We start from the raw sequence: 18,399 nt of genomic DNA on the forward strand, positions 1-18,399 counted from the left end.
CTCGAATTGACCTTCGCGCGGAACGTGTCCGAGATCCGGATCGAAGACCAGGAAGCTATCATCGCCGAAGGAGCGGGCCGTCTGGGTCAGGACCCTGGTAGAGAACAGATCGCCGTGATAGAGACGGATGGCGACTTCCAGCGCCAGGAGAGTCACGAATACAGACAGAAGCAGGGCGACCAGCGCAAACACGAATTTTCGGCCTGGGTTCGAGGCTGCGGCTTGCATCTTGCCGTTGGGTAGCGGTCCGGAAACCCGCGGTCAACTCGTGTTTCTTGGCACGGGATTACAGGCAGTGTTATCACCGTATGCGGCGATGCCTGAGTTCGGAGAGCAATCGGTGGCAAGAGATCCCGTCCGGAGTCGAGAGATCCTGTTCATCTTCGGTGTTGCCTTGCTCCTCCGCTTGATCCGCCTGGATCACACACCCCAGTGGGACGAGCTCTACCACGCCCTGGCCGCCTCGAGCTTGCTCTCGGACGGTACGTTTTCGATAGGTGACGGCGCCTACTACCGAAGCGCCGGATATACCGCAATCGTCGCGGCCTTCATGGCCATAGGCGGCGAGAGTCTGGTGGTCGCACGTCTTCCCGCCGTCCTTTCAGGCGCACTTCTGGTGGCCCTGATCTATGCCTGGGTCACCCGGGAGGCAGGCCGTCGATCGGGCCTTTTTGCGGCCGGACTGCTCTGCACGCTTCCACTGGCGGTCCAACAGTCGCAGTTTGTACGTTTCTACGCGCTACACGCTCTGCTCCTGTCAGCTTGCGCCTGGCTGCTATTCGACAACAGCCTCCGAGCGGCGGAAACGCGCGCCCGGGTTTTCGCCGGCCTGGGCTTCGCACTCATGCTTCTTTTCGCACTCCACCTGCAGATCGCGGCGGTGATCGGTGTGATCGGAATAGGCCTGTGGGTCGTCCTCCAAAACGGCGCGGACTTTTGGGAACGGCTCAAGGCTTCGCGGCATCGCAACCTGCTCGTTTCCGGGGCGGGCGCAGCGCTGGTGGCGGGGCTGGCAGCCGCCTGGGCTTTGGGGATCGTGGAGTGGGGAGTGTTCAACTACCGCTTCGCGCCGGCCTGGGCTCAAAACACGCTCGACGACTACCTGTTCTACCACCGCTGGCTCTTTGACGAGTACCCCATGCTCTGGGTCGGATTTCCAATCGCCGCGCTCGTGGCCCGGCGCAGAGCTCGAGAGCTGACTCTGTTCTGTAGCCTGGTTTTCTGCGTGGCCTTCGTCCTTCACTCATTCGCAGGGCCCAAGTCCAAGCGCTTTCTGCTCTACGCGATGCCCTTCTTCTTCGCGATCTGGGGTGTTGCCATCTCGCACGGGATCGAGCTCGTATTGCACGCAGTTCGCGCGCGCGCCCCATCCGCACGAAAGACCTTCGCGACGGCGATGGCCTGGATCGCCATAAGCGCCACAGCGCTGATCGTCGCGTACGTTAATCCCGCATTCCGCGTGAGTTTCGACATGCTACGCCTATCCGATGCACAGTGGTACGCGCCGCAGTGGTACCGCGGTTATGCGGACTGGGAATCCACCGCCAAAGCGATCGCTCCACTCCAGGACAGCGCATCTGTACTCGTCTCGGGTTCCGCCATCAAGGCGCTGTACTTCATGGGGCGCGCAGACTACGAGATCAGTGCGACCAACCGGGAAGAGACGAAGAACCGCGCGGAATTCGGCCGCGATCTCCGCTCGGGAACGCCCGTGATCAGCACGCCGGAATCCTTGCGCTTGATCATGACGCGACACGAGACTGGCGTGGTCATCATAGAGACGGCGCGCTGGCGCAGGGCCGTCAACGTCTCGGATGAGATCGCCGATACGCTCGAAGCCGAGACCAAACGGGTCGGACTGCCCGAGGAGTGGCGCCTGATGCTATTCAAGTGGGGACCGCTGGAGCCCTTTGAAACCATGCGATAGGCTGGAACTCTTGCCTTCCGCAGAATCACCAACAGCCTCCGCTTCGCCTCCAGGCGACCTGCGCGCGTGGGTACCCACGTCGATCAGTGTCGTCGTGCCCGTTTTCAATGAACAGGGCAACGCGGCGGCTCTGGTCGAGCGCATCACGGCCGCCGTGCGGCCACTCGCCCTGCCCTTTGAAGTCATCGTCGTCGACGACGGCTCCAGCGATGCAACCATCGAGATACTGCGTGGGTTGATTCCCGCGAATCCCGAACTCGTAGTTCTCGCATTGCGGCGCAACTTCGGTCAGACGCTGGCCCTTCAGGCGGGCCTGGATCGGGCCCGCGGCGAAGCCATCGTGACCATGGATGGCGATCTCCAGAACGACCCCGCCGATATTCCGAAGCTGATCGACAGTCTTCGAAACGGTGCCGATGTCGTCAGTGGCTGGCGTCGCGATCGTCAAGACACCCTGGTGCTGCGAAAGATCCCCTCGTGGATCGCAAATCGGCTGATTCGGCTCATCACCGGCGTAAAGGTCCACGACCAGGGATGTGCCCTGAAGGCCTACCGCGGAGAAGTCATTCGAGGTCTCGACCTGTACGCCGACATGCACCGCTTCATCGCGATACTCACCCTTCCGCTGGGCGCTTCGCTCGCCGAGGTCGAAGTACGGCATCACGCGCGCACGGCGGGCGATTCGAAATACGGTATCTCACGCACATTCAAAGTGATTGCCGACCTGTTCACCATCCAGATGATCACTCGTTTTCGCGAGAGCCCTCTTCGCTTTTTTGCCATGCTCGGATTGCCGTTTCTCCTGGCAACTCTGATCGCCGCCACAGTCACGATTCTGGCTGGCAAGGGAAGTGTGATTCTGGCCGGTGTAACGCTCACCGCCGCGATGACTTTCGTGACCTGCCTCTTGCTCGGCCTGCTCGGCGAATCGCTACTCGATGGCCGGGATACCCGAAAATTCCGAACGATCACGGTCCATCGCGAGTGGAGACATTCCAGTTGAACGCCACTTCACCCAAGCAGACGCTTTCCGTGCTGATCGTCGTGCAACACGAAATCGACATGAATCAACTGCACCAGGCGGTCACGAACCGACTGGAAGAGTCCGGCGCGAGCTACGAGCTGGTTTATCTGCTCTCTGCTCCCGAAGACCTGTTGGAAAAGGCGAAAGCGATCTTCGAACGCGAACCAGAACGCGTGCGCGTATTGCAATTCGCACAGGGCGTGAGCGAGTCGGCGATGCTGACGGCCGGAATCGAACGTTCGACCGGAGATATTCTGCTCACACTGCCGGCCGTACTCGAAACCGATCTGGAGGAGCTGACGAACCTGATCAACACGATCGAGGAAGGATCCGATGTCGTGGTTGCCAGTCGCACACCTGGTGATGGATCCGGGCGAGCGCAATCCCGCTTGTTCAACCGCATCATCTCATTCGTTTCGGGCTCTCGTTTCCTGGATGTCGCCAGCGCTACGCGCGGTTTTCGGCGCGAGGTCATCGACGAAATTCCTCTCTATGGCGACTATCATCGCTACTTGCCGCTACTCGCCGACCGGCTCGGCTTCTCTGTCTGCGAGATTCCAGCAACCTCGCGCCAGGGGTTGAAGACACAGACTCTCCACGCGCCGCGCGTCTACTTCCTGCGGGCCCTCGATATTCTCTCGGTCCTGTTCATCAGCCGCTTCACTCGCTATCCGCTGCGTCTGTTCGGCGGTGTCGGCTCGATATTTGCCGCCGCCGGCGCAGCGCTTCTATTCGTCGTCGGAATCCAGCGGATCATGGGAACACCTCTGGCAGATCGCCCGGTCCTGGTGCTCGCCACTCTTCTCGTAGGCCTGGGCGTACAGGCGTTCACGATCGGCCTGCTGGGCGAACTGATCCTGTTCTTCCACGCCCGCAGCGTGCGCGACTATCGGATCCTGGCTGTCTACGGCGCCGAAACGCCCACACTACCGTCGCTCGACGAGACGCCGACCCCCTGATAGCTCGCCAGCCCGGGGCTAGAACAGCGTGTAGATGAAGGGCGCGGCAGCCGATCCGCTCAGGATCACCAGCATGCCGAGCAAGAGCACCGAGAGGATGATCGGGGCGAGCCACCATTTCTTGTTCTGCTTGAGAAAATCCCAGAACTCACTCACCATGCCACCACCGCCACGCGTCGCCGCCTGAACTGCAAAGTCGTCGCGTTCCGTGTCGGTCTTTTCGTCGGACATGGATCTCCTCGCGGTCGCGGCTTCAGAACTGACTGAAGTAGCTCTCTTTGGATCTTTGGGGCCGAGCATCGACCCAGTAAGTCTGCGCTTCGGGGTCCAGGCGCCGTTCAAGCGGATTCTTGCCCAGGATGCGCAAGAGCAGGCCGATGGGTGTGATCACCAGGTAGAACAACGTACCCAGAATCACATACGAGAGCACGAAACCGATTGGGAAGGTAATCAGGGCGAGTCCGACGTAGATCCAGCGATTGCCCTGGGGCCAGATCAAGCCCAACCCGGCTGAAACGAGTGCGAGCAGAGCGAAGATCGCAGCGAGTGGTTGGCGCGCAGCCCCGAGACCGGGGGCGAAGATCAGCCACTCGAACCAGGCGATCACCGCCAGGAAACCGAAGCCCAGCAGCGCTACCCAGCCGAAGCTACGCAGCGTATCTCGATCCGGATTGAAGTTGATGTCGACAAGTGCCATGGGTCTAGTCCAGGGCGAATTCGGACAGGTATGCGTCCACGTCCAGATTCTGTTCCGGTTGGTCCTTCTTCAGCAGCACGAAGTCCTCGATCACCAGTGCATCCATGTGAGTTGACATGAAACAGCGGTACGCATCCTGTGGCGTACACACGATGGGTTCTCCGCGAACGTTGAAACTCGTATTGATGACCACCGGGCTGCCAGTTTTTTCCTTGAACTTGCGGATAATGTCGTAGAAGCGGGGAAAACGGACCGGGTCGATCGTCTGCACACGTGCGGAGTAGTCTACGTGCGTGATCGCCGGAACCACCGAACGAATCTCGCGCAGCTTGTCGAGACCGCGCTCTTTGCCAACATCGGCACCGGTGCGCTTCTCTTCGCGAACGGGCGCCACCAGCAGCATGTAGGGGCTGTCTTCATTGGGCCGCATCTCGAAATATTCGTCCACATCCTCGCGCAGGATCGCAGGCGCGAAGGGTCGAAAGCTCTCGCGGAACTTGATCTTCAGATTCATGACGGATTGCATCTTCGGCGAGCGAGCATCCCCAATGATCGAGCGCGCGCCAAGTGCCCGCGGACCGAACTCCATACGACCTTGCATATGCCCGACCACGTTCTCGTTGGCGATCAACTCCGCCACCGCATCCGCTGCCTTCTCGTCGCTCTCGTAGAACTGGTAGACGGCACCTGCTCCGTCCAGGAAGGTGCGGATCTCCTCTTCACCGAAGCGCGGACCGAGCAGTGAGCCTTGTTGCACATCGAGGGACCGATTGTCACGGGGCTTGTCCAGCAGCTGGTGCCACACGAACATCGCAGCACCCAATGCGCCACCCGCATCCCCGGCCGCCGGTTGGATCCACAGGTTCTCGAATGGAGACTCCCGCAAGATGCGGCCGTTTCCCACACAGTTGAGCGCGACACCGCCGGCCATCGTCAGATTTTCGCAGCCCGTGAGTTCATGCGCGTACTTGGCGATGCGCAGCATGATCTCTTCGGTCACGACCTGGATCGAGGCCGCGATGTCCATTTCGCGTTGCGTGATCTCACTCTCCGCCTGGCGCGCAGGCCCCTCGAAGAGATCTTCCATCTTCTTCGAAGTCATCACATCGTTGTCGCAGTAGCCGAAGTACGACATGTCCATGCGAAACGAGCCGTCTTCCTTCAGATCGATCAGGTTGTCCATGATCAGGTCGCGGTAGATGGGCTCCCCGTAGGGCGCCAGGCCCATGAGCTTGTACTCACCGCTGTTGACGCGAAACCCGGTGAAAAAGGTAAATGCCGAGTAGAGCAATCCCAGTGAATGCGGGAAGTGCAGCTCTTTGAGCATCTCGATGCGGTTTCCGCGACCGACCGCGATGCTCCCCGTGGTCCATTCCCCGACGCCGTCGAGTGTCAGGATCGCGGCTTCTTCGAAAGGCGAAGGAAAGAAGGCGCTGGCGGCATGAGACTCGTGGTGATCCATGAACACGTAACGACCCTTGTAGGCACCTCCGAGACCGCGATCCAGTTCGCGCGGCATGAACAGCTTCTGCTTGAGCCAGATCGGCAGCCCCATCAGAAACAGCTTGAACCCAGAGGGCGCGTAGGAAACGTAGGTCTCGAGCAGACGGTCGAACTTCAGCAGGGGCTTGTCGTAGAAAGTCACGAGATCGAGGTCTGCGTGGCGAATACCCGCCTCGGCCAGGCAATAGTCGATCGCGTTCTGGGGGAAGCGGAAGTCGTGCTTCTTGCGTGTGAAGCGCTCTTCCTGAGCCGCCGCCACGATTCGCCCATCCTGTACGAGACAGGCGGCGCTATCGTGGTAGTAGGCCGAAATACCCAGAATGTTCATCCGTTCGCGCGTCCTTCTGGCGGCTGAGACGGGCTTCCACCTCATCTCCGTCCCAGCGCATCGGCCGTTCGAGCTTCGCATTTGAGTATCGACGCCGCAGTATCAACCGGCAATCGGATTGAAGACGGCTGGTGGCCCAATCGCTTGACTCCCCGAGTATACAAAGCTGCTGGGCAGTCAGTCCCGATCCTCGGACTCCTCGAACAGGCCCAACTGGGAATCCCGGCTCTGATTCTGTTCATCCATCGGAATGACGTACTCCCCCGAGAAGCAGGCATCACAGAAACCGGCCTTCATGGATACCTCGACCCGACGCAAGGCTTCGAGCGAAAGGTAGGCCAGGCTGTCCGCGCCGAGATTCACGCGGATCTCTTCGACCGAATGGTTCGCGGCCACCAGTTCCTCACGGGTCGGAGTGTCGATTCCGTAATAACAGGGTCCGGTGGTGGGCGGAGAAGATACCCGGATGTGCACCTCCGTGGCCCCCGCGGCCCGGAAGAGGGTGACGAGCTTGTAGAGCGTCGTGCCGCGCACGATCGAGTCTTCGACCACGACCAGACGCTTGCCCGCAACCAATTCGCGGATCGGATTGTGCTTGATACGCACGCCGAAAAGACGGATCGATTGTTCCGGCTCGATGAAGGTCCGGCGCACATAGTGATTCCGGATCAGCGCAGTCTCATAGGGAAGCTCCGCTTCCTGCGCGTAGCCGATCGCCGCAGCACAACCCGAGTCGAGTACGGGCACGACCATATCCGCTTCCACCGGCGAGGAGCGGGCAAGTTCGCGTCCCAGTTGCTTGCGCGTCTGGTAGACATTGCTTCCGAAGACCAGGGAGTCAGGCCGAGCGAAGTAGATGTGCTCGAACACGCAGAAACGTTCGGGCTCGCGAGGCAAGGGCTGGATCGAGCGCAGTCGCCCCCGTCGGATGATGACGATTTCGCCCGGTTCCACATCCCGCTCGTATTCGGCACCGATCAGATCAAAGGCGCAGGTCTCGCTTGCGACCACCCAGGCCGAACCGAGTCGCGCCAGCGAGAGCGGTCGAAAGCCATGCGGGTCGCGCACGGCCACGAGCGTGTCATCGATCAGGAAGACGAGCGAATAGGCACCACGAACCCGCGAGAACGTGTCGCTGAGGCGTTCATCCAGAGTTCCGCGGGCTCGTGCGAACAGGTGCACGAAGACTTCGGAGTCCATGGTCGACTGGAAGATCGAGCCATAGTCTTCGAGTTCCGAACGGATCGCATCTGCATTGGTCAGATTGCCGTTGTGGGCGATCGAAACATGATGACGGCCGGAATCGGCCAGAAACGGCTGCGCATCGCGCAGATTACTGGCCCCGGCGGTCGAGTAGCGCACATGCCCGATCGAGTAGCGGCCCGGCAGCTTGCGGAGTTTGTCCGACGTGAAGATGTCGGCCACAAGGCCCATGCCCTTTTGCACGCACATCTGCGCCCCGTCGCGCGATACGATGCCCGCGGACTCCTGGCCGCGGTGCTGCTGTGCATACAGACCCAGATAGGCCAGGTTCGCCGCCTCGGGATGGCCTGAGATACCGACCACGCCGCACTCGTCGTGAAAGCGATCGAGGCTCGGATTGGAGCGATCGTATTCGCTGCTCGGGTCCCGTGGTAAATGCTTCATCCCAGAGCCTCCGGAATCGTTCGAGACCATACGTCGTAGGCGTGCGAAAGCACCAGGTCGATACCAGGTTCGATGCGAATGCGATCGCCTCCCGTCGAACCGATGGCCTCTCCGGGCACACCAATCTCGCGGGCCAGTTGCAGGAGCGCGTCGAGATCGGCTTGCGCACAACTCACCACGACCCGCGAAGCCGATTCACCAAAAAGAAGAGCATCGGGTCGCATTCCGGCGCCCGGGGGCGCCGCCTGCAAGCCAATTCCCGACTGGAGCGCGCATTCGGCGAGCGCAACGGCCAATCCGCCGTTGGAAACATCGTGCGCAGAACGCATCAAGCGCAGTCGCGCCGCGCGTTCCAGGAATTCGTAGAGGCGCTTTTCGCGCGCGAGATCGAGCGCCGGCGGCGTGCCTCGCTCCTGACCGTGCCGCACGGCCAGATATTCCGAAGCCCCCAACTCCTCGAAGGTCTCTCCCAGCAGCACGATCGCGTCGCCTTCGGAAGCGAAACCCGCCTTCACCGCGAGCGACGCATCCTCCATCAGCCCGAGCATGCCAATCGTGGGAGTGGGAGGGATCGCCCCCTCGCCCGCAGTCTCGTTGTAAAAGCTGACGTTGCCCGACACCACGGGCGTATCGAACGCCCGACAGGCGTCACCCAGACCGCGCACGGCCTCGACGAACTGCCACATGGACTCGGGCTTTTCGGGACTGCCGAAGTTGAGGCAGTTGGTCACCGCGTAGGGTTTCGCACCGGTCACCGCCACATTGCGCGCGGCTTCGGCCACGGCGTGCTGCGCACCAGAATAGGGATCGAGTGAGCAATAGCGTGGATTGCAATCGGTACTCAGAGCCAGACCGCGGCCGGTCGCCGGCACGCGCACCACGGCGGCATCCCCTCCGGGACGGATCACGGTTGCCGACTGCAGGATCTGATCGTACTGCTGGTACACCCAGCGGCGCGAGCACAGATTCTCCGAGGCCAGGAGCTGCATCAGCGCCGCGCCCGGATCGGATTCGGGCTGTAGCGCAGACAGGTCGAGCTTCTGTCGCTCATCCAGGTCTGCGGGACGCGCGTAGGGTCGCTCGTAGACGGGCGCGCTGGCGGCCACCGGGTCGATCGGAATATCGGCGACGAGTTCCCGGCGCCAGTGAATCTTCATGCGCCCGTCGCCGGTCACTTTGCCGACGATCGCCGCATCCAGATCCCATTTCTCGAAGATCTCGAGCAGCTCACCTTCGCGCCCGGACTCCGCGACCAGTAGCATGCGTTCCTGCGACTCCGACAGAAGCAGCTCGTAGGGCGTCATGCCCTCTTCCCGCTGAGGAACCAGATCCAGGTCCATCTCGATACCGGTTCCCGCACTCGAAGCCATCTCGAAGCTCGAACAAGTAAGTCCAGCCGCGCCCATGTCCTGGATGCCCACGATCGCACCACTGGCCATCGCTTCCAGGCAGGCTTCGAGCAGGAGCTTCTCGCAGAACGGATCTCCCAGCTGCACGGTCGGCCGCATCGACTCGGTGTCGTCGTCGAACTCGCTGGACGCCAACAAGCTGGCCCCGTGAATGCCATCCCGGCCCGTCTTCGAACCGACGTAGATCACCGGATTGCCCTCGCCGCTCGCCGTCGCCAGGAAGATCGCATCCTGCTTGACCAACCCGAGGTTCATGGCATTGACCAGGATGTTCGACGCGTAGCCCGGGTGGAACGAAACTTCGCCACCGACGGTCGCACAGCCGAAACAGTTGCCGTAGTCGGCGATCCCCGACACCACACCCCGCAGCAGATAACGTTGATGCGGATCGGAAAGCGGCCCGAAGCGGATCGAGTTCAGGTTCGCAATCGGACGCGCACCCATCGTGAACACATCGCGCAAAATGCCGCCGACGCCCGTCGCTGCACCGCCGTGTGGCTCGATGTACGAGGGATGGTTGTGGCTCTCGATCTTGAAGGCGGCCGCCCAACCGTCACCGATATCGACCACACCGGCGTTCTCACCCGGTCCGTGGATCACATGGGGGCCTTCCGTGGGAAGGGTCAACAGGTATTTCTTGCTGGACTTGTAGGAGCAGTGTTCGGCCCACATCACCGAGAAGACACCGAGTTCGGGATACGTTGGAACGCGACCCAGAATCTGCAGGATGTCGTCGTACTCCGCGTCGCTCAGGCCGTGCTCGCGCGCCAGTTGCAGATTGACTTCTGGCTCTGTCATGCCGACCCCGATCGCTTCGAACAGGCGTAGAGGAAGGAGCGCAGGAGCTTCGCACCGTCGGTGCTCCCGAGCAGTGGATCGACCGCGTGCTCCGGATGCGGCATCAGACCGAGCACGTTGCCGCGTTCGTTCACGATACCGGCGATCTGATCGACCGTACCGTTCGGATTCTCGTCGACGTAGCGAAACGCCACCCGTGGCGGTCGATCGGGGTCGGGCACGTAGGCGCCTTCACCGTGCTTGATCGGGATATCGAGCAGTGTGCCAGACTCCAGCTCCGCCCCCATCCAACCGACCTCGTCCGCACGCACGATCACGTCCTTGCAGATGAATACACAGTCGCGGTTTCGCACCAGCCCACCGGGCAGTAATCCCGACTCGCACAGGATCTGGAAACCATTGCACGCTCCGATGACGGGCAGGCCGTCCTCGGCCGCAGCCGCGACGCTCTTCATGATCGGCGAGAAGCGGGCCATCGCACCGGCGCGCAGGTAGTCGCCATACGAGAAACCGCCGGGTATGGCGACACCGTCGAGCCCCTCGGGCAGGGAAGAATCCTTGTGCCAGAGCATGCTGACGCGCGCGCCGAGGCGATCAAACGCGAACGCCATGTCGCGATCGTCATTGGATCCGGGAAACACGACCACCCCGACGTGGGGAGGGCGGGCGCCCGGATCGAACCGTGGCGAAGCCGTGTTGCTCACGTATCTCTCGAAAACGGGGGGCAGTGGGATTCCGGCCAGCTCGCCTCGGCGCTCCTGCCGCTGCGCTCTGCCGTCAGGGATCAGTCCTGGGGAGCCCCCTCAACCCCAGATGGGCGGGAGTGTGCCAATCGGTCCCCACCCGTGTCAACGAGGGCCCACTCGGGAGGCCTGTTTCGGGTCCTTCAGACAGGGCTGCCACCGCAACAGGCTGCTAGCCTCGCGGCAACTGGCTGCTAGCCTGAGTGAATGGAGCTGGAATACGACGAGGTCGTGCGACACCTGCGGGCGGCGCTGGTAGAGACGACGCGCAACACGCGCGGTTTTTCCGTGCGCGCGAGAGGCCGGCCCGAGCTGCTCAGCCCCCAGGCGTGGTTGGAACTGGCGCAGATCGAAGCACTGCTAGCCCATCAGCTCGAACAGACCGTCCAGAGGGAGCTGAAGGAGAACGCCTGGAGCCCCCTGCGACAGATGCAGGCGCTTTTCGGTGGCCTGTTCGACGGCGTGATCGGCGAGCAATCGCTGGTCACCCGTGTCGCGGCCGCGGCGGCCCGGCATCCAGTCGATCAGTGGCGGGCGGGAAACCCGCAGCTCGAACAGAGCCTCTGGCAGCTGTTCAGCAACCGCACGCACTATCTGGCAAACACCACTGCGCTGGCCCTGAACGAGCGCGCGCCCTACCCGCCCATCGTCTGGAACCCCGGCCGGCGTTCCTTCAGCTCGTAGCGTCCGAGCGCCTGCGGAACGTGCGATCCCGAGGTGTGGCCGCAATCAGGCCGTCCAGGTCCTGGGCATGGATCAGATCGACGAAATCAGTCGCGACTTGTCTGGAAGTTCGCACGTCTTGCCGCCTGACGAGTGCGCTAATCGACCTCGATCTCGTACTGCTCGATGACCGGATTCGCGAGAATCTTGTCGCATAACTCGGTAGCCAACGCCCTCGCCTTTTCCGGCGTGGCGGAATCGACGTCGAGTTCGATCAGCTTTCCCGTGCGAATCTCCGCAACCTGGTCGTAACCCAGGTCGCGCACGGTCTTTTGGATCGCGCGGCCTTCCGCATCGAGTACACCGGGCTTCAACTTCACCGATACCTTGACCCTCACGCGTCGCCTCCCTGGCCGGCTTGCGCCAGCACTCGCTCGAAAATCGCATCCACGTTTCGCAACTGGCGGTCCAGGTCGAAGCACTCCTCGAGTTCCTCAGCCGCCAGCGCTTTGGTCACTTTCTCGTCCGCCATCAGACGATCGTATAGATGGCCGCCCTCGTCCCAGGTCGACATCGCGTGCGCCTGGACCAGGCGGTACGCCTCCTGACGTGAGATACCGTGGCGAGCCAGAGCCAGCAGGACGGATCCGGAGAAGATCAACCCGCGCGCCGAATCCATGTTCTGACGCATGCGTTCGGGAAAGACCTTCAAGCTTCCCGTGAGATCGGCGGCACGTTGCAACATGAAGTGAACGGCCAGCGTCGCGTCGGGACAGATGATGCGCTCGACCGAACTATTGGAGATGTCCCGCTCATGCCAGAGCACGGAATTCTCCAGAGCCGAAGAGGCGTAGCCACGCACGACCCGAGCGAGTCCGGTGAGCGTTTCGAAACGCCACGGATTGCGCTTGTGCGGCATGGCCGAACTGCCCTTCTGCTCGGTGCCGAAGAATTCCTGGACTTCGCCGACGTCGCTGCGCGCCAGATGGCGAACCTCGACGGCGAGCGCCTCCATGCAGGTCGCCATCTGCGCCAGTGCGCACATCGCTTCGCTGTGCCGATCTCGCGACACGATCTGTGTCGAGATCGATGCCGCGGTCATGCCGAGTTTCTCCAGCACCTCGGTCTCGATCTCGGGATCGAGGTGGGCGAAGGTGCCGACGGCGCCCGATAGCTTGCCAACGGCGATCTGATCGCGGGCGCGCTTCAGGCGTTCGCGACATCGCACCGCTTCATCGAAAGCCTTGAGCAGCTTGAGTCCGAAGGTCGTGGGCTCTGCGAAGATTCCATGTGTGCGGCCCACGCAGGCCGTCTTGCGGTGTTCGAGCGCGCGTTCTCGCAGCGCGCCGACGAAACGATCGCATTCGCTCAGGATCAGATCGAACGCATCCCGCATCTGCAACGCGAGGCACGTATCGAGCACGTCCGACGAAGTCAGGCCCAGATGCACATAACGTGAAGCCGGCCCCACGACTTCGGCCAGTGCGTCCAGATAGGCGTTCACATCGTGATGCACCTTCGCTTCGATTTCGGCGACTCGTTCGGGATCGACCTTTGCCCGGGCTTCGATCGTCTCAAAGGCCTCGCGGGGAATCTCGCCGCGCGCACTCAACGCCCGGCAGACCTCTACTTCGATGCGACTCCAGAGCTCATAGCGATGATCGTCAGACCAGATCGCGAGCATCTCGGGGCGGCTGTAGCGGGGGATCAAGATGTTCTCCTCGTTCGACTGGGCTAGAGGGCCGGATACAAAGAGTAGTAGTAACCGAGCAACAGGTAATACATGACGGGAATTGCGACCAAAGCGGAGTCGATCCGGTCCAGGACACCGCCGACGCCGGGCAACAGACCACCGGCATCCTTGAGGTCTGCGTCTCGTTTGAGCACGGACTCGACCAGGTCGCCGATGATCGAAACAGCCGCAATCGCGACACCGAAGAGCCCGGCCGCGATATAGCTGAAGTCCGCGGCCAGAGCTTCGTCGATGAAGGTATCGAAAATGAACTTACAGGCGAGGCCCGCGGCGACGCCACCGAGGAGGATTCCGCCGATCGCCCCCTCGATCGTCTTGTTCGGGCTGATCTCCGGCGCCAGTTTGTGACGACCGAACTTGCGACCCACGAAGTAGGCCGCCGTGTCCGAACCGACCGCCGCCGTCAGACAGAAGACCATGAAAAAGAAGCCGATGCGCGGGTCGAACTCCAGACCCGAACGCAGGGAGAGATCGTCGGCAATGAAGCGCACCGAGACGGCATACGAAAGCAACCAGCCCACGTAGAACACGCCAAAGAACGTGGCCGAAACACTCGCAATCGCCTCGTGGACCTCGGCCTTGGTCAGCTGCATGATCATGACCGTCAGAAAGATCGCGGTCATGAAGCTGATGGCCATGAACTCGTTGCCGAAGTAGACGATCACCGGCAACGCGGCCGCCGAGATCAGGCCAGGCAGGCGGTGCGGAGTCGCCCCCTTCGCACTGATGAAGCCGTAGAACTCGTTGATGCCCAGTACCGAGAAGGCGATGACGACGGCAAGGTAAGGCAGTCCGCCCGTGTAGCAGACCCAGAGCACCGGAGGAATCAGCATGATCGCCGTGAAGATCCGCTTCGTTAGATTGCTGGGGCTCCAGCGCGGCTTCTCCGCCTCGAGTTGGGTCGGGGGAAGCGGGTGGGGAGCCGATTCGGCGTAGGAACGACCGATCGGAGGATCGCTGGACTGATGATCAGCGTTATCCAAGACGAGCTATCTCCCCGTGTGCCCGAAGCCCCCGTCGCCGCGCTGGGTGTCGCCGAGGTCCTCCACGGCGTCAACTTCCACCCACTCCGGCCGCACTACTGGAGCAACGACGAGCTGAGCGATGCGATCTCCTCGACGGAGCACGAAATCCCTCTCCCCGAAGTTCTGCAAGATTACACTGATCTCGCCCCGATAGTCCGAATCGATCGTCCCGGGTGCGTTGAGCATGCTGACGCCGTGCTTCGAGGCCAGGCCGCTACGGGGCCGCACCTGAGCCTCAAAGCCCTCGGGAAGCGCGATCGCGATGCCCGAGGGGACCGTCGCCCGTTGCCCGGGTGCCAGAGTCTGTTCGCCCGGGATCGCGGCGCGCAGGTCCGCGCCCGCGCTGCCGGACGTGGCCAGCTCCGGAAGAGCCAGATCCTTGTCCTCGAGCCCTCTGACGCGCGCGATGCGTATGGGAACGGCGGTCATGACGGCAACTCATAGCCCAGAGGCGAAAATCGCGTCGCGGATAACGGCCCGATCGCGGCCACCGCCAGCGGCTCGGAAAAAAGCTCTGCCGCCATGGCTCGGACCTGCTCGAGGTCGACGCTTTCGATCTGCTGAAGGTCGTGTTCGAGTTCCAGATTCGTCTCCCCGTAGAGCACCTGCTCCGCCAGATAGCTCATGCGAGCGCTAGTGGACTCGTGCCCCAGCAGTACGCTGCCCCGCAAGTGCTGCTTGGCTGCTTCGAGTTCTTCACGCGTGAGATCGCCATCGCGCACCGTCGCCAGCACCTGCCCGATCACTTCGAGCGCTTCGTCGAGCTGCCTGGGGGCAACGGCTACGTCTACATTGAAGCTCCCAGCGTCGGTATAGCTGATCAGCGAGGAAAAAACTGAGTACGCGAGCCCGCGCCGATCTCTCACCTCGCGGAACAGCCGGGATGAATAGCCGTCGCCGACGATGACCGAAAGCAATTCGGCGGCCGCCCAGCGCGGGTCGCGACCGGAGATGCCGCGCGCCGACAGGCAGATGTGTACCTGTTCGAGTTCGCGTTCGATCACGCGACTGCTGACCCCGGGCGCGGGGTTGCTGCTCCGCGGCATCGTCTCACCGGTCGGCACCGCGTCGAGTCGCGAACGAACCAGTTCGACCAGCGCGTCGTGATCGAGCTTTCCGGCGGCGGCCACGACCATCTCCTGGGCGACCAGGTGCTTTCGGTAGTGGCTGCGAATCTCCGCCAGGTCGAGTCGCGCGACCGCGTTCACGGAGCCGACGATCGGCAAAGCCAGCGGGTGATCTCCGAAATAGGCGTCGTCGATCAACTCACCGACCTGATCCTCGGGCGAGTCCTCGACGGATCGGATCTCCGAGAGAATCACCCTGCGCTCGCGCTCGACTTCCGACTCGATGCCCTCAGGCAGCCCGTCTGTGGCCAACTCGGCCATGAACGAGATCGCACGTGGCAACTGCTCGGCGAGCACACGCGCGTGCAGGCAGATCGTCTCTTTGCTGGTGTAGGCGTTGCTCGCACCGCCGAGAGCATCGATCTCGCGATTGATCTCGTCGGCGGTGCGTGTCGGCGTACCCTTGAACACCAGGTGCTCGATGAAGTGCGAGATACCGTTGTTCTCGCGTGTCTCGAAGCGTGAGCCTGTCGGGAAGTAGAGCCCGAAGGAAACGGACTCTACTCCCGTCATTGACTCACTGACGACGATCGCGCCGGACTCCAGATCCGTCCGTTTCGGACCCACCTCGGTCCTCCGCACTGGTGTTGTTTCGCTCAGTAGCGACCGAACTCAGTCCTTTGCCTTTTCAAGCTCTTCTTCCAACGCGGCTCGACGGGACAGGCGGATCTTTCCGCTCGGGTCCACGTCGATGCACTTGACCATGACCTCGTCACCTTCGACGCAGATGTCTTCCACCTTCGCGACACGGTGATCGGCCAGCTCGGAAATATGCAGCAAGCCGTCGGTGCCCGGGAAGATCTCGACGAAAGCCCCGAAATCGGTCACCCGCTTCACCTTGCCGACATAGAGCTTTCCGACATCGGCTTCCTGAGTGATCTCTTCGACCATACCCTGGCAAGCAGAAAGTGCCGTGGAGTTTGGCGCGAAGATCGTGCAACGACCGGAGTCGTCGACATCGACTTTGGCGCCTGTGGTCTCCTGGATGCCGCGGATCACCTTGCCACCCGGTCCGATCAGATCTCGGATTCGGTCCGGCTTGATCCAGAGCACGCTCATGCGCGGTGCGTTCTCCGAAAGCTCCTCGCGCGCCTTGAAACCGGGCAATTCCTGGGCGGTCTCCTCGGCCATGCGCTTCAGGATGTGCAGTCGTCCCACACGCGCCTGCTCGAGTGCCGTTTCCAGGACGGCCCAGTCCAGACCCTCGATCTTGAGGTCCATCTGGATGGCCGTGACGCCTTCGGTGGTACCCGCCACCTTGAAGTCCATGTCCCCCAGGTGGTCCTCGTCGCCGAGGATATCGGACAGCACCGCATTGCGCGTACCGTCGGTGATCAGACCCATCGCGATGCCCGCGCAGGGTGCCTTGATCGGCACGCCCGCTTCCATCAACGCGAGCGTCGCGCCGCAGATCGACGCCATCGACGAAGAGCCGTTGGACTCGGTAATTTCAGAGACCAGTCGGATCGTGAAGGGCGCGTCTTCGGGCTCGGGCATGATCGCCTTGACCGCGCGCTGTGCAAGTGCACCGTGGCCCTGTTCGCGCCGATTCGGTGCGCGCAAGGGCCGCACTTCACCGACACTGAACGGCAGGAAGTTGTAGTGCAGGTAGAAGCCCCGGTAGTGGGTATCGACCAGACCTTCGATCATCTGTTCGTCCCTCGATCCACCGAGGGTGACGGTAACGTAGGCCTGCGTTTCACCGCGTGTGAACAGTGACGTGCCGTGGGGTCCGGGGAAGACCGAGACCTCGCAGGCAATCGGCCGGATGTCAGTCGTCGAGCGCCCGTCGATGCGGGGCTCGCCACTCAGAATGGCCTCGCGCATCGCCGAACCGCGCAGGTCGTGAAGAATGTTCTTCACGTTCGAAGAGAGCTTGCGCCCCTTGCTGGACGCATCTTCGAACTCGGCAAGCGTGCTGGCCTGAAGGGGAGCGTTGCGGTACTCGGTGACGAACTTCTCCGTTACCTCTGCGTCGATCTCGTCGAACGCCGCGTAGCGGGCCTTCTTCTCGCGAATCTGTGAAGCTTCCTTGATGCGATCCTGGGCGATGTCGCTGATCTTCGCGATCAGCGCTTCGTCCTTTTCGGGAGCCGGATACTCGCGCTTGGTCTTGCCGGCCTTCTTGACCAGCTCCTGCTGCATCTCGATCACGATCTTGATCTGCTCGTGACCGAAGCGCAGTGCTTCGAGCAGGTCGGCTTCGGGTACCACGGAGGCCCCGCCTTCGACCATGACCAGCGCATCGTCGCTACCGGCGACGATGATATTGATATCGGCCGCAGCCGTTTCTTCGTGTGTGCCGTTCACGATCAGCTTTCCGTCGACGCGCAATACGCGCACCGCGGCAATCGGAGCGGGGAACGGGATGCTCGAAAGGCTCACTGCGGCCGATGCGCCGACGAAGCCGAGGACGTCGGCCTCGAACTCAGGATCGGCAGAGATCACCTGACAGGTGACCTGTGTCTCGTCGCGGTAGCCATCCGGGAATAGGGGTCGCAGCGCGCGGTCGATGAAGCGGGAGGTGAGCACCTCCTTCTCCGTCATGCCTCGCTCGCGCTTGAAGAAGCCTCCGGGAATCCTGCCCGCGGAGTAGATCTTCTCCAGGAAATCGACGGTCAGCGGGAAGAAGTCGATTCCTTCTCGCGGTTTCGCCGAGTTGACGGTGACCATGACCGCGGCCTTGCCGCATCTGACGATCACCGAACCGTTGCTTTGCTTGGCGATACGACCTGTTTCGATCGAGATCGTCTTGCCGTCTACTGTACACTGAACTGTTTCAATTGCCATTCACTC

At 62.0% G+C, this 18,399-nt stretch carries 16 protein-coding genes; 4 read left to right on the forward strand and 12 right to left on the reverse strand.

Annotated elements, in window-relative coordinates:
- Nucleotides 1-192 (reverse strand): hypothetical protein (locus GY725_24115; protein ID MCP4007280.1); only part of this gene is annotated, 192 nt, incomplete at its 3' end.
- Between the two features lie 148 nt (nt 193-340).
- On the opposite strand from GY725_24115, the gene GY725_24120 reads away from it, so the two are divergent.
- From GY725_24120 to GY725_24130, 3 genes are read left to right on the forward strand one after another with little or no spacing between them, the layout of a single operon-like run.
- Nucleotides 341-1,927: a hypothetical protein gene (locus tag GY725_24120; protein ID MCP4007281.1), complete on the forward strand. Its 1,587-nt coding sequence runs from the start codon at nt 341-343 to the stop codon at nt 1,925-1,927.
- 58 nt (nt 1,928-1,985) lie between these two features.
- Nucleotides 1,986-2,930, forward strand: coding sequence for a glycosyltransferase family 2 protein (locus GY725_24125; protein MCP4007282.1), 945 nt, complete (start codon nt 1,986-1,988; stop codon nt 2,928-2,930).
- Nucleotides 2,927-3,910: a glycosyltransferase gene (locus GY725_24130; protein MCP4007283.1), complete on the forward strand. Its 984-nt coding sequence runs from the start codon at nt 2,927-2,929 to the stop codon at nt 3,908-3,910. Before GY725_24125 ends, GY725_24130 begins: the two co-directional genes overlap by 4 nt.
- Before the next feature lie 253 nt (nt 3,911-4,163).
- Here the strand turns inward: GY725_24130 and GY725_24135 are convergent, their stop codons facing one another.
- The 5 genes from GY725_24135 to purQ all read right to left on the reverse strand — a co-directional run bounded on the left by GY725_24135 (nt 4,164) and on the right by purQ (nt 10,939).
- Nucleotides 4,164-4,607: a hypothetical protein gene (locus GY725_24135; GenBank protein ID MCP4007284.1), complete on the reverse strand. Its 444-nt coding sequence runs from the start codon at nt 4,605-4,607 to the stop codon at nt 4,164-4,166.
- A 4-nt stretch (nt 4,608-4,611) separates the two neighbouring features.
- Complete coding sequence (locus tag GY725_24140; GenBank protein MCP4007285.1) at nt 4,612-6,438, reverse strand: carbamoyltransferase; 1,827 nt, start codon at nt 6,436-6,438, stop codon at nt 4,612-4,614.
- A 177-nt stretch (nt 6,439-6,615) separates the two neighbouring features.
- Nucleotides 6,616-8,085: an amidophosphoribosyltransferase gene (locus GY725_24145; protein ID MCP4007286.1), complete on the reverse strand. Its 1,470-nt coding sequence runs from the start codon at nt 8,083-8,085 to the stop codon at nt 6,616-6,618.
- Nucleotides 8,082-10,292, reverse strand: a complete 2,211-nt coding sequence (gene purL, locus GY725_24150; GenBank protein MCP4007287.1) for a phosphoribosylformylglycinamidine synthase subunit PurL — start codon at nt 10,290-10,292, stop codon at nt 8,082-8,084. The genes GY725_24145 and purL overlap by 4 nt, the downstream gene beginning before the upstream one ends.
- Entirely contained in the window at nt 10,289-10,939 is a 651-nt protein-coding gene (gene purQ / locus GY725_24155; protein ID MCP4007288.1) for a phosphoribosylformylglycinamidine synthase subunit PurQ, read from the reverse strand. The genes purL and purQ overlap by 4 nt, the downstream gene beginning before the upstream one ends.
- A 303-nt stretch (nt 10,940-11,242) precedes the next feature.
- Between purQ and GY725_24160 the strand changes: the two genes are divergently transcribed.
- The gene (locus tag GY725_24160; GenBank protein ID MCP4007289.1) at nt 11,243-11,719 is read left to right on the forward strand and encodes a hypothetical protein; all 477 of its coding nucleotides are present in this window, start codon (nt 11,243-11,245) and stop codon (nt 11,717-11,719) included.
- Between the two features lie 137 nt (nt 11,720-11,856).
- Here the strand turns inward: GY725_24160 and purS are convergent, their stop codons facing one another.
- From purS to pnp, 6 genes are read right to left on the reverse strand one after another with little or no spacing between them, the layout of a single operon-like run.
- On the reverse strand, nt 11,857-12,096 hold the full coding sequence (purS, locus tag GY725_24165; GenBank protein ID MCP4007290.1) for a phosphoribosylformylglycinamidine synthase subunit PurS: 240 nt from the start codon (nt 12,094-12,096) through the stop codon (nt 11,857-11,859).
- Nucleotides 12,093-13,409 (reverse strand): adenylosuccinate lyase, encoded by a 1,317-nt coding sequence (locus tag GY725_24170; protein MCP4007291.1) that lies wholly within the window; start codon nt 13,407-13,409, stop codon nt 12,093-12,095. Before GY725_24170 ends, purS begins: the two co-directional genes overlap by 4 nt.
- Nucleotides 13,410-13,432: 23 nt before the next feature.
- A complete protein-coding gene (locus GY725_24175; protein ID MCP4007292.1) occupies nt 13,433-14,434 on the reverse strand; it encodes a phosphatidate cytidylyltransferase in 1,002 nt (333 codons plus the stop codon).
- Nucleotides 14,435-14,440: 6 nt separating this feature from the next.
- On the reverse strand, nt 14,441-14,905 hold the full coding sequence (gene dut, locus GY725_24180; protein ID MCP4007293.1) for a dUTP diphosphatase: 465 nt from the start codon (nt 14,903-14,905) through the stop codon (nt 14,441-14,443).
- Complete coding sequence (locus GY725_24185; protein ID MCP4007294.1) at nt 14,902-16,170, reverse strand: insulinase family protein; 1,269 nt, start codon at nt 16,168-16,170, stop codon at nt 14,902-14,904. Before GY725_24185 ends, dut begins: the two co-directional genes overlap by 4 nt.
- A 45-nt stretch (nt 16,171-16,215) precedes the next feature.
- Nucleotides 16,216-18,393, reverse strand: a complete 2,178-nt coding sequence (gene pnp, locus GY725_24190) for a polyribonucleotide nucleotidyltransferase (GenBank protein MCP4007295.1) — start codon at nt 18,391-18,393, stop codon at nt 16,216-16,218.
- Nucleotides 18,394-18,399: the final 6 nt, after the last annotated feature.

It is taken from the genome of bacterium (genome assembly GCA_024226335.1).
Classification (GTDB): Bacteria; Myxococcota_A; UBA9160; order SZUA-336; family SZUA-336; genus JAAELY01.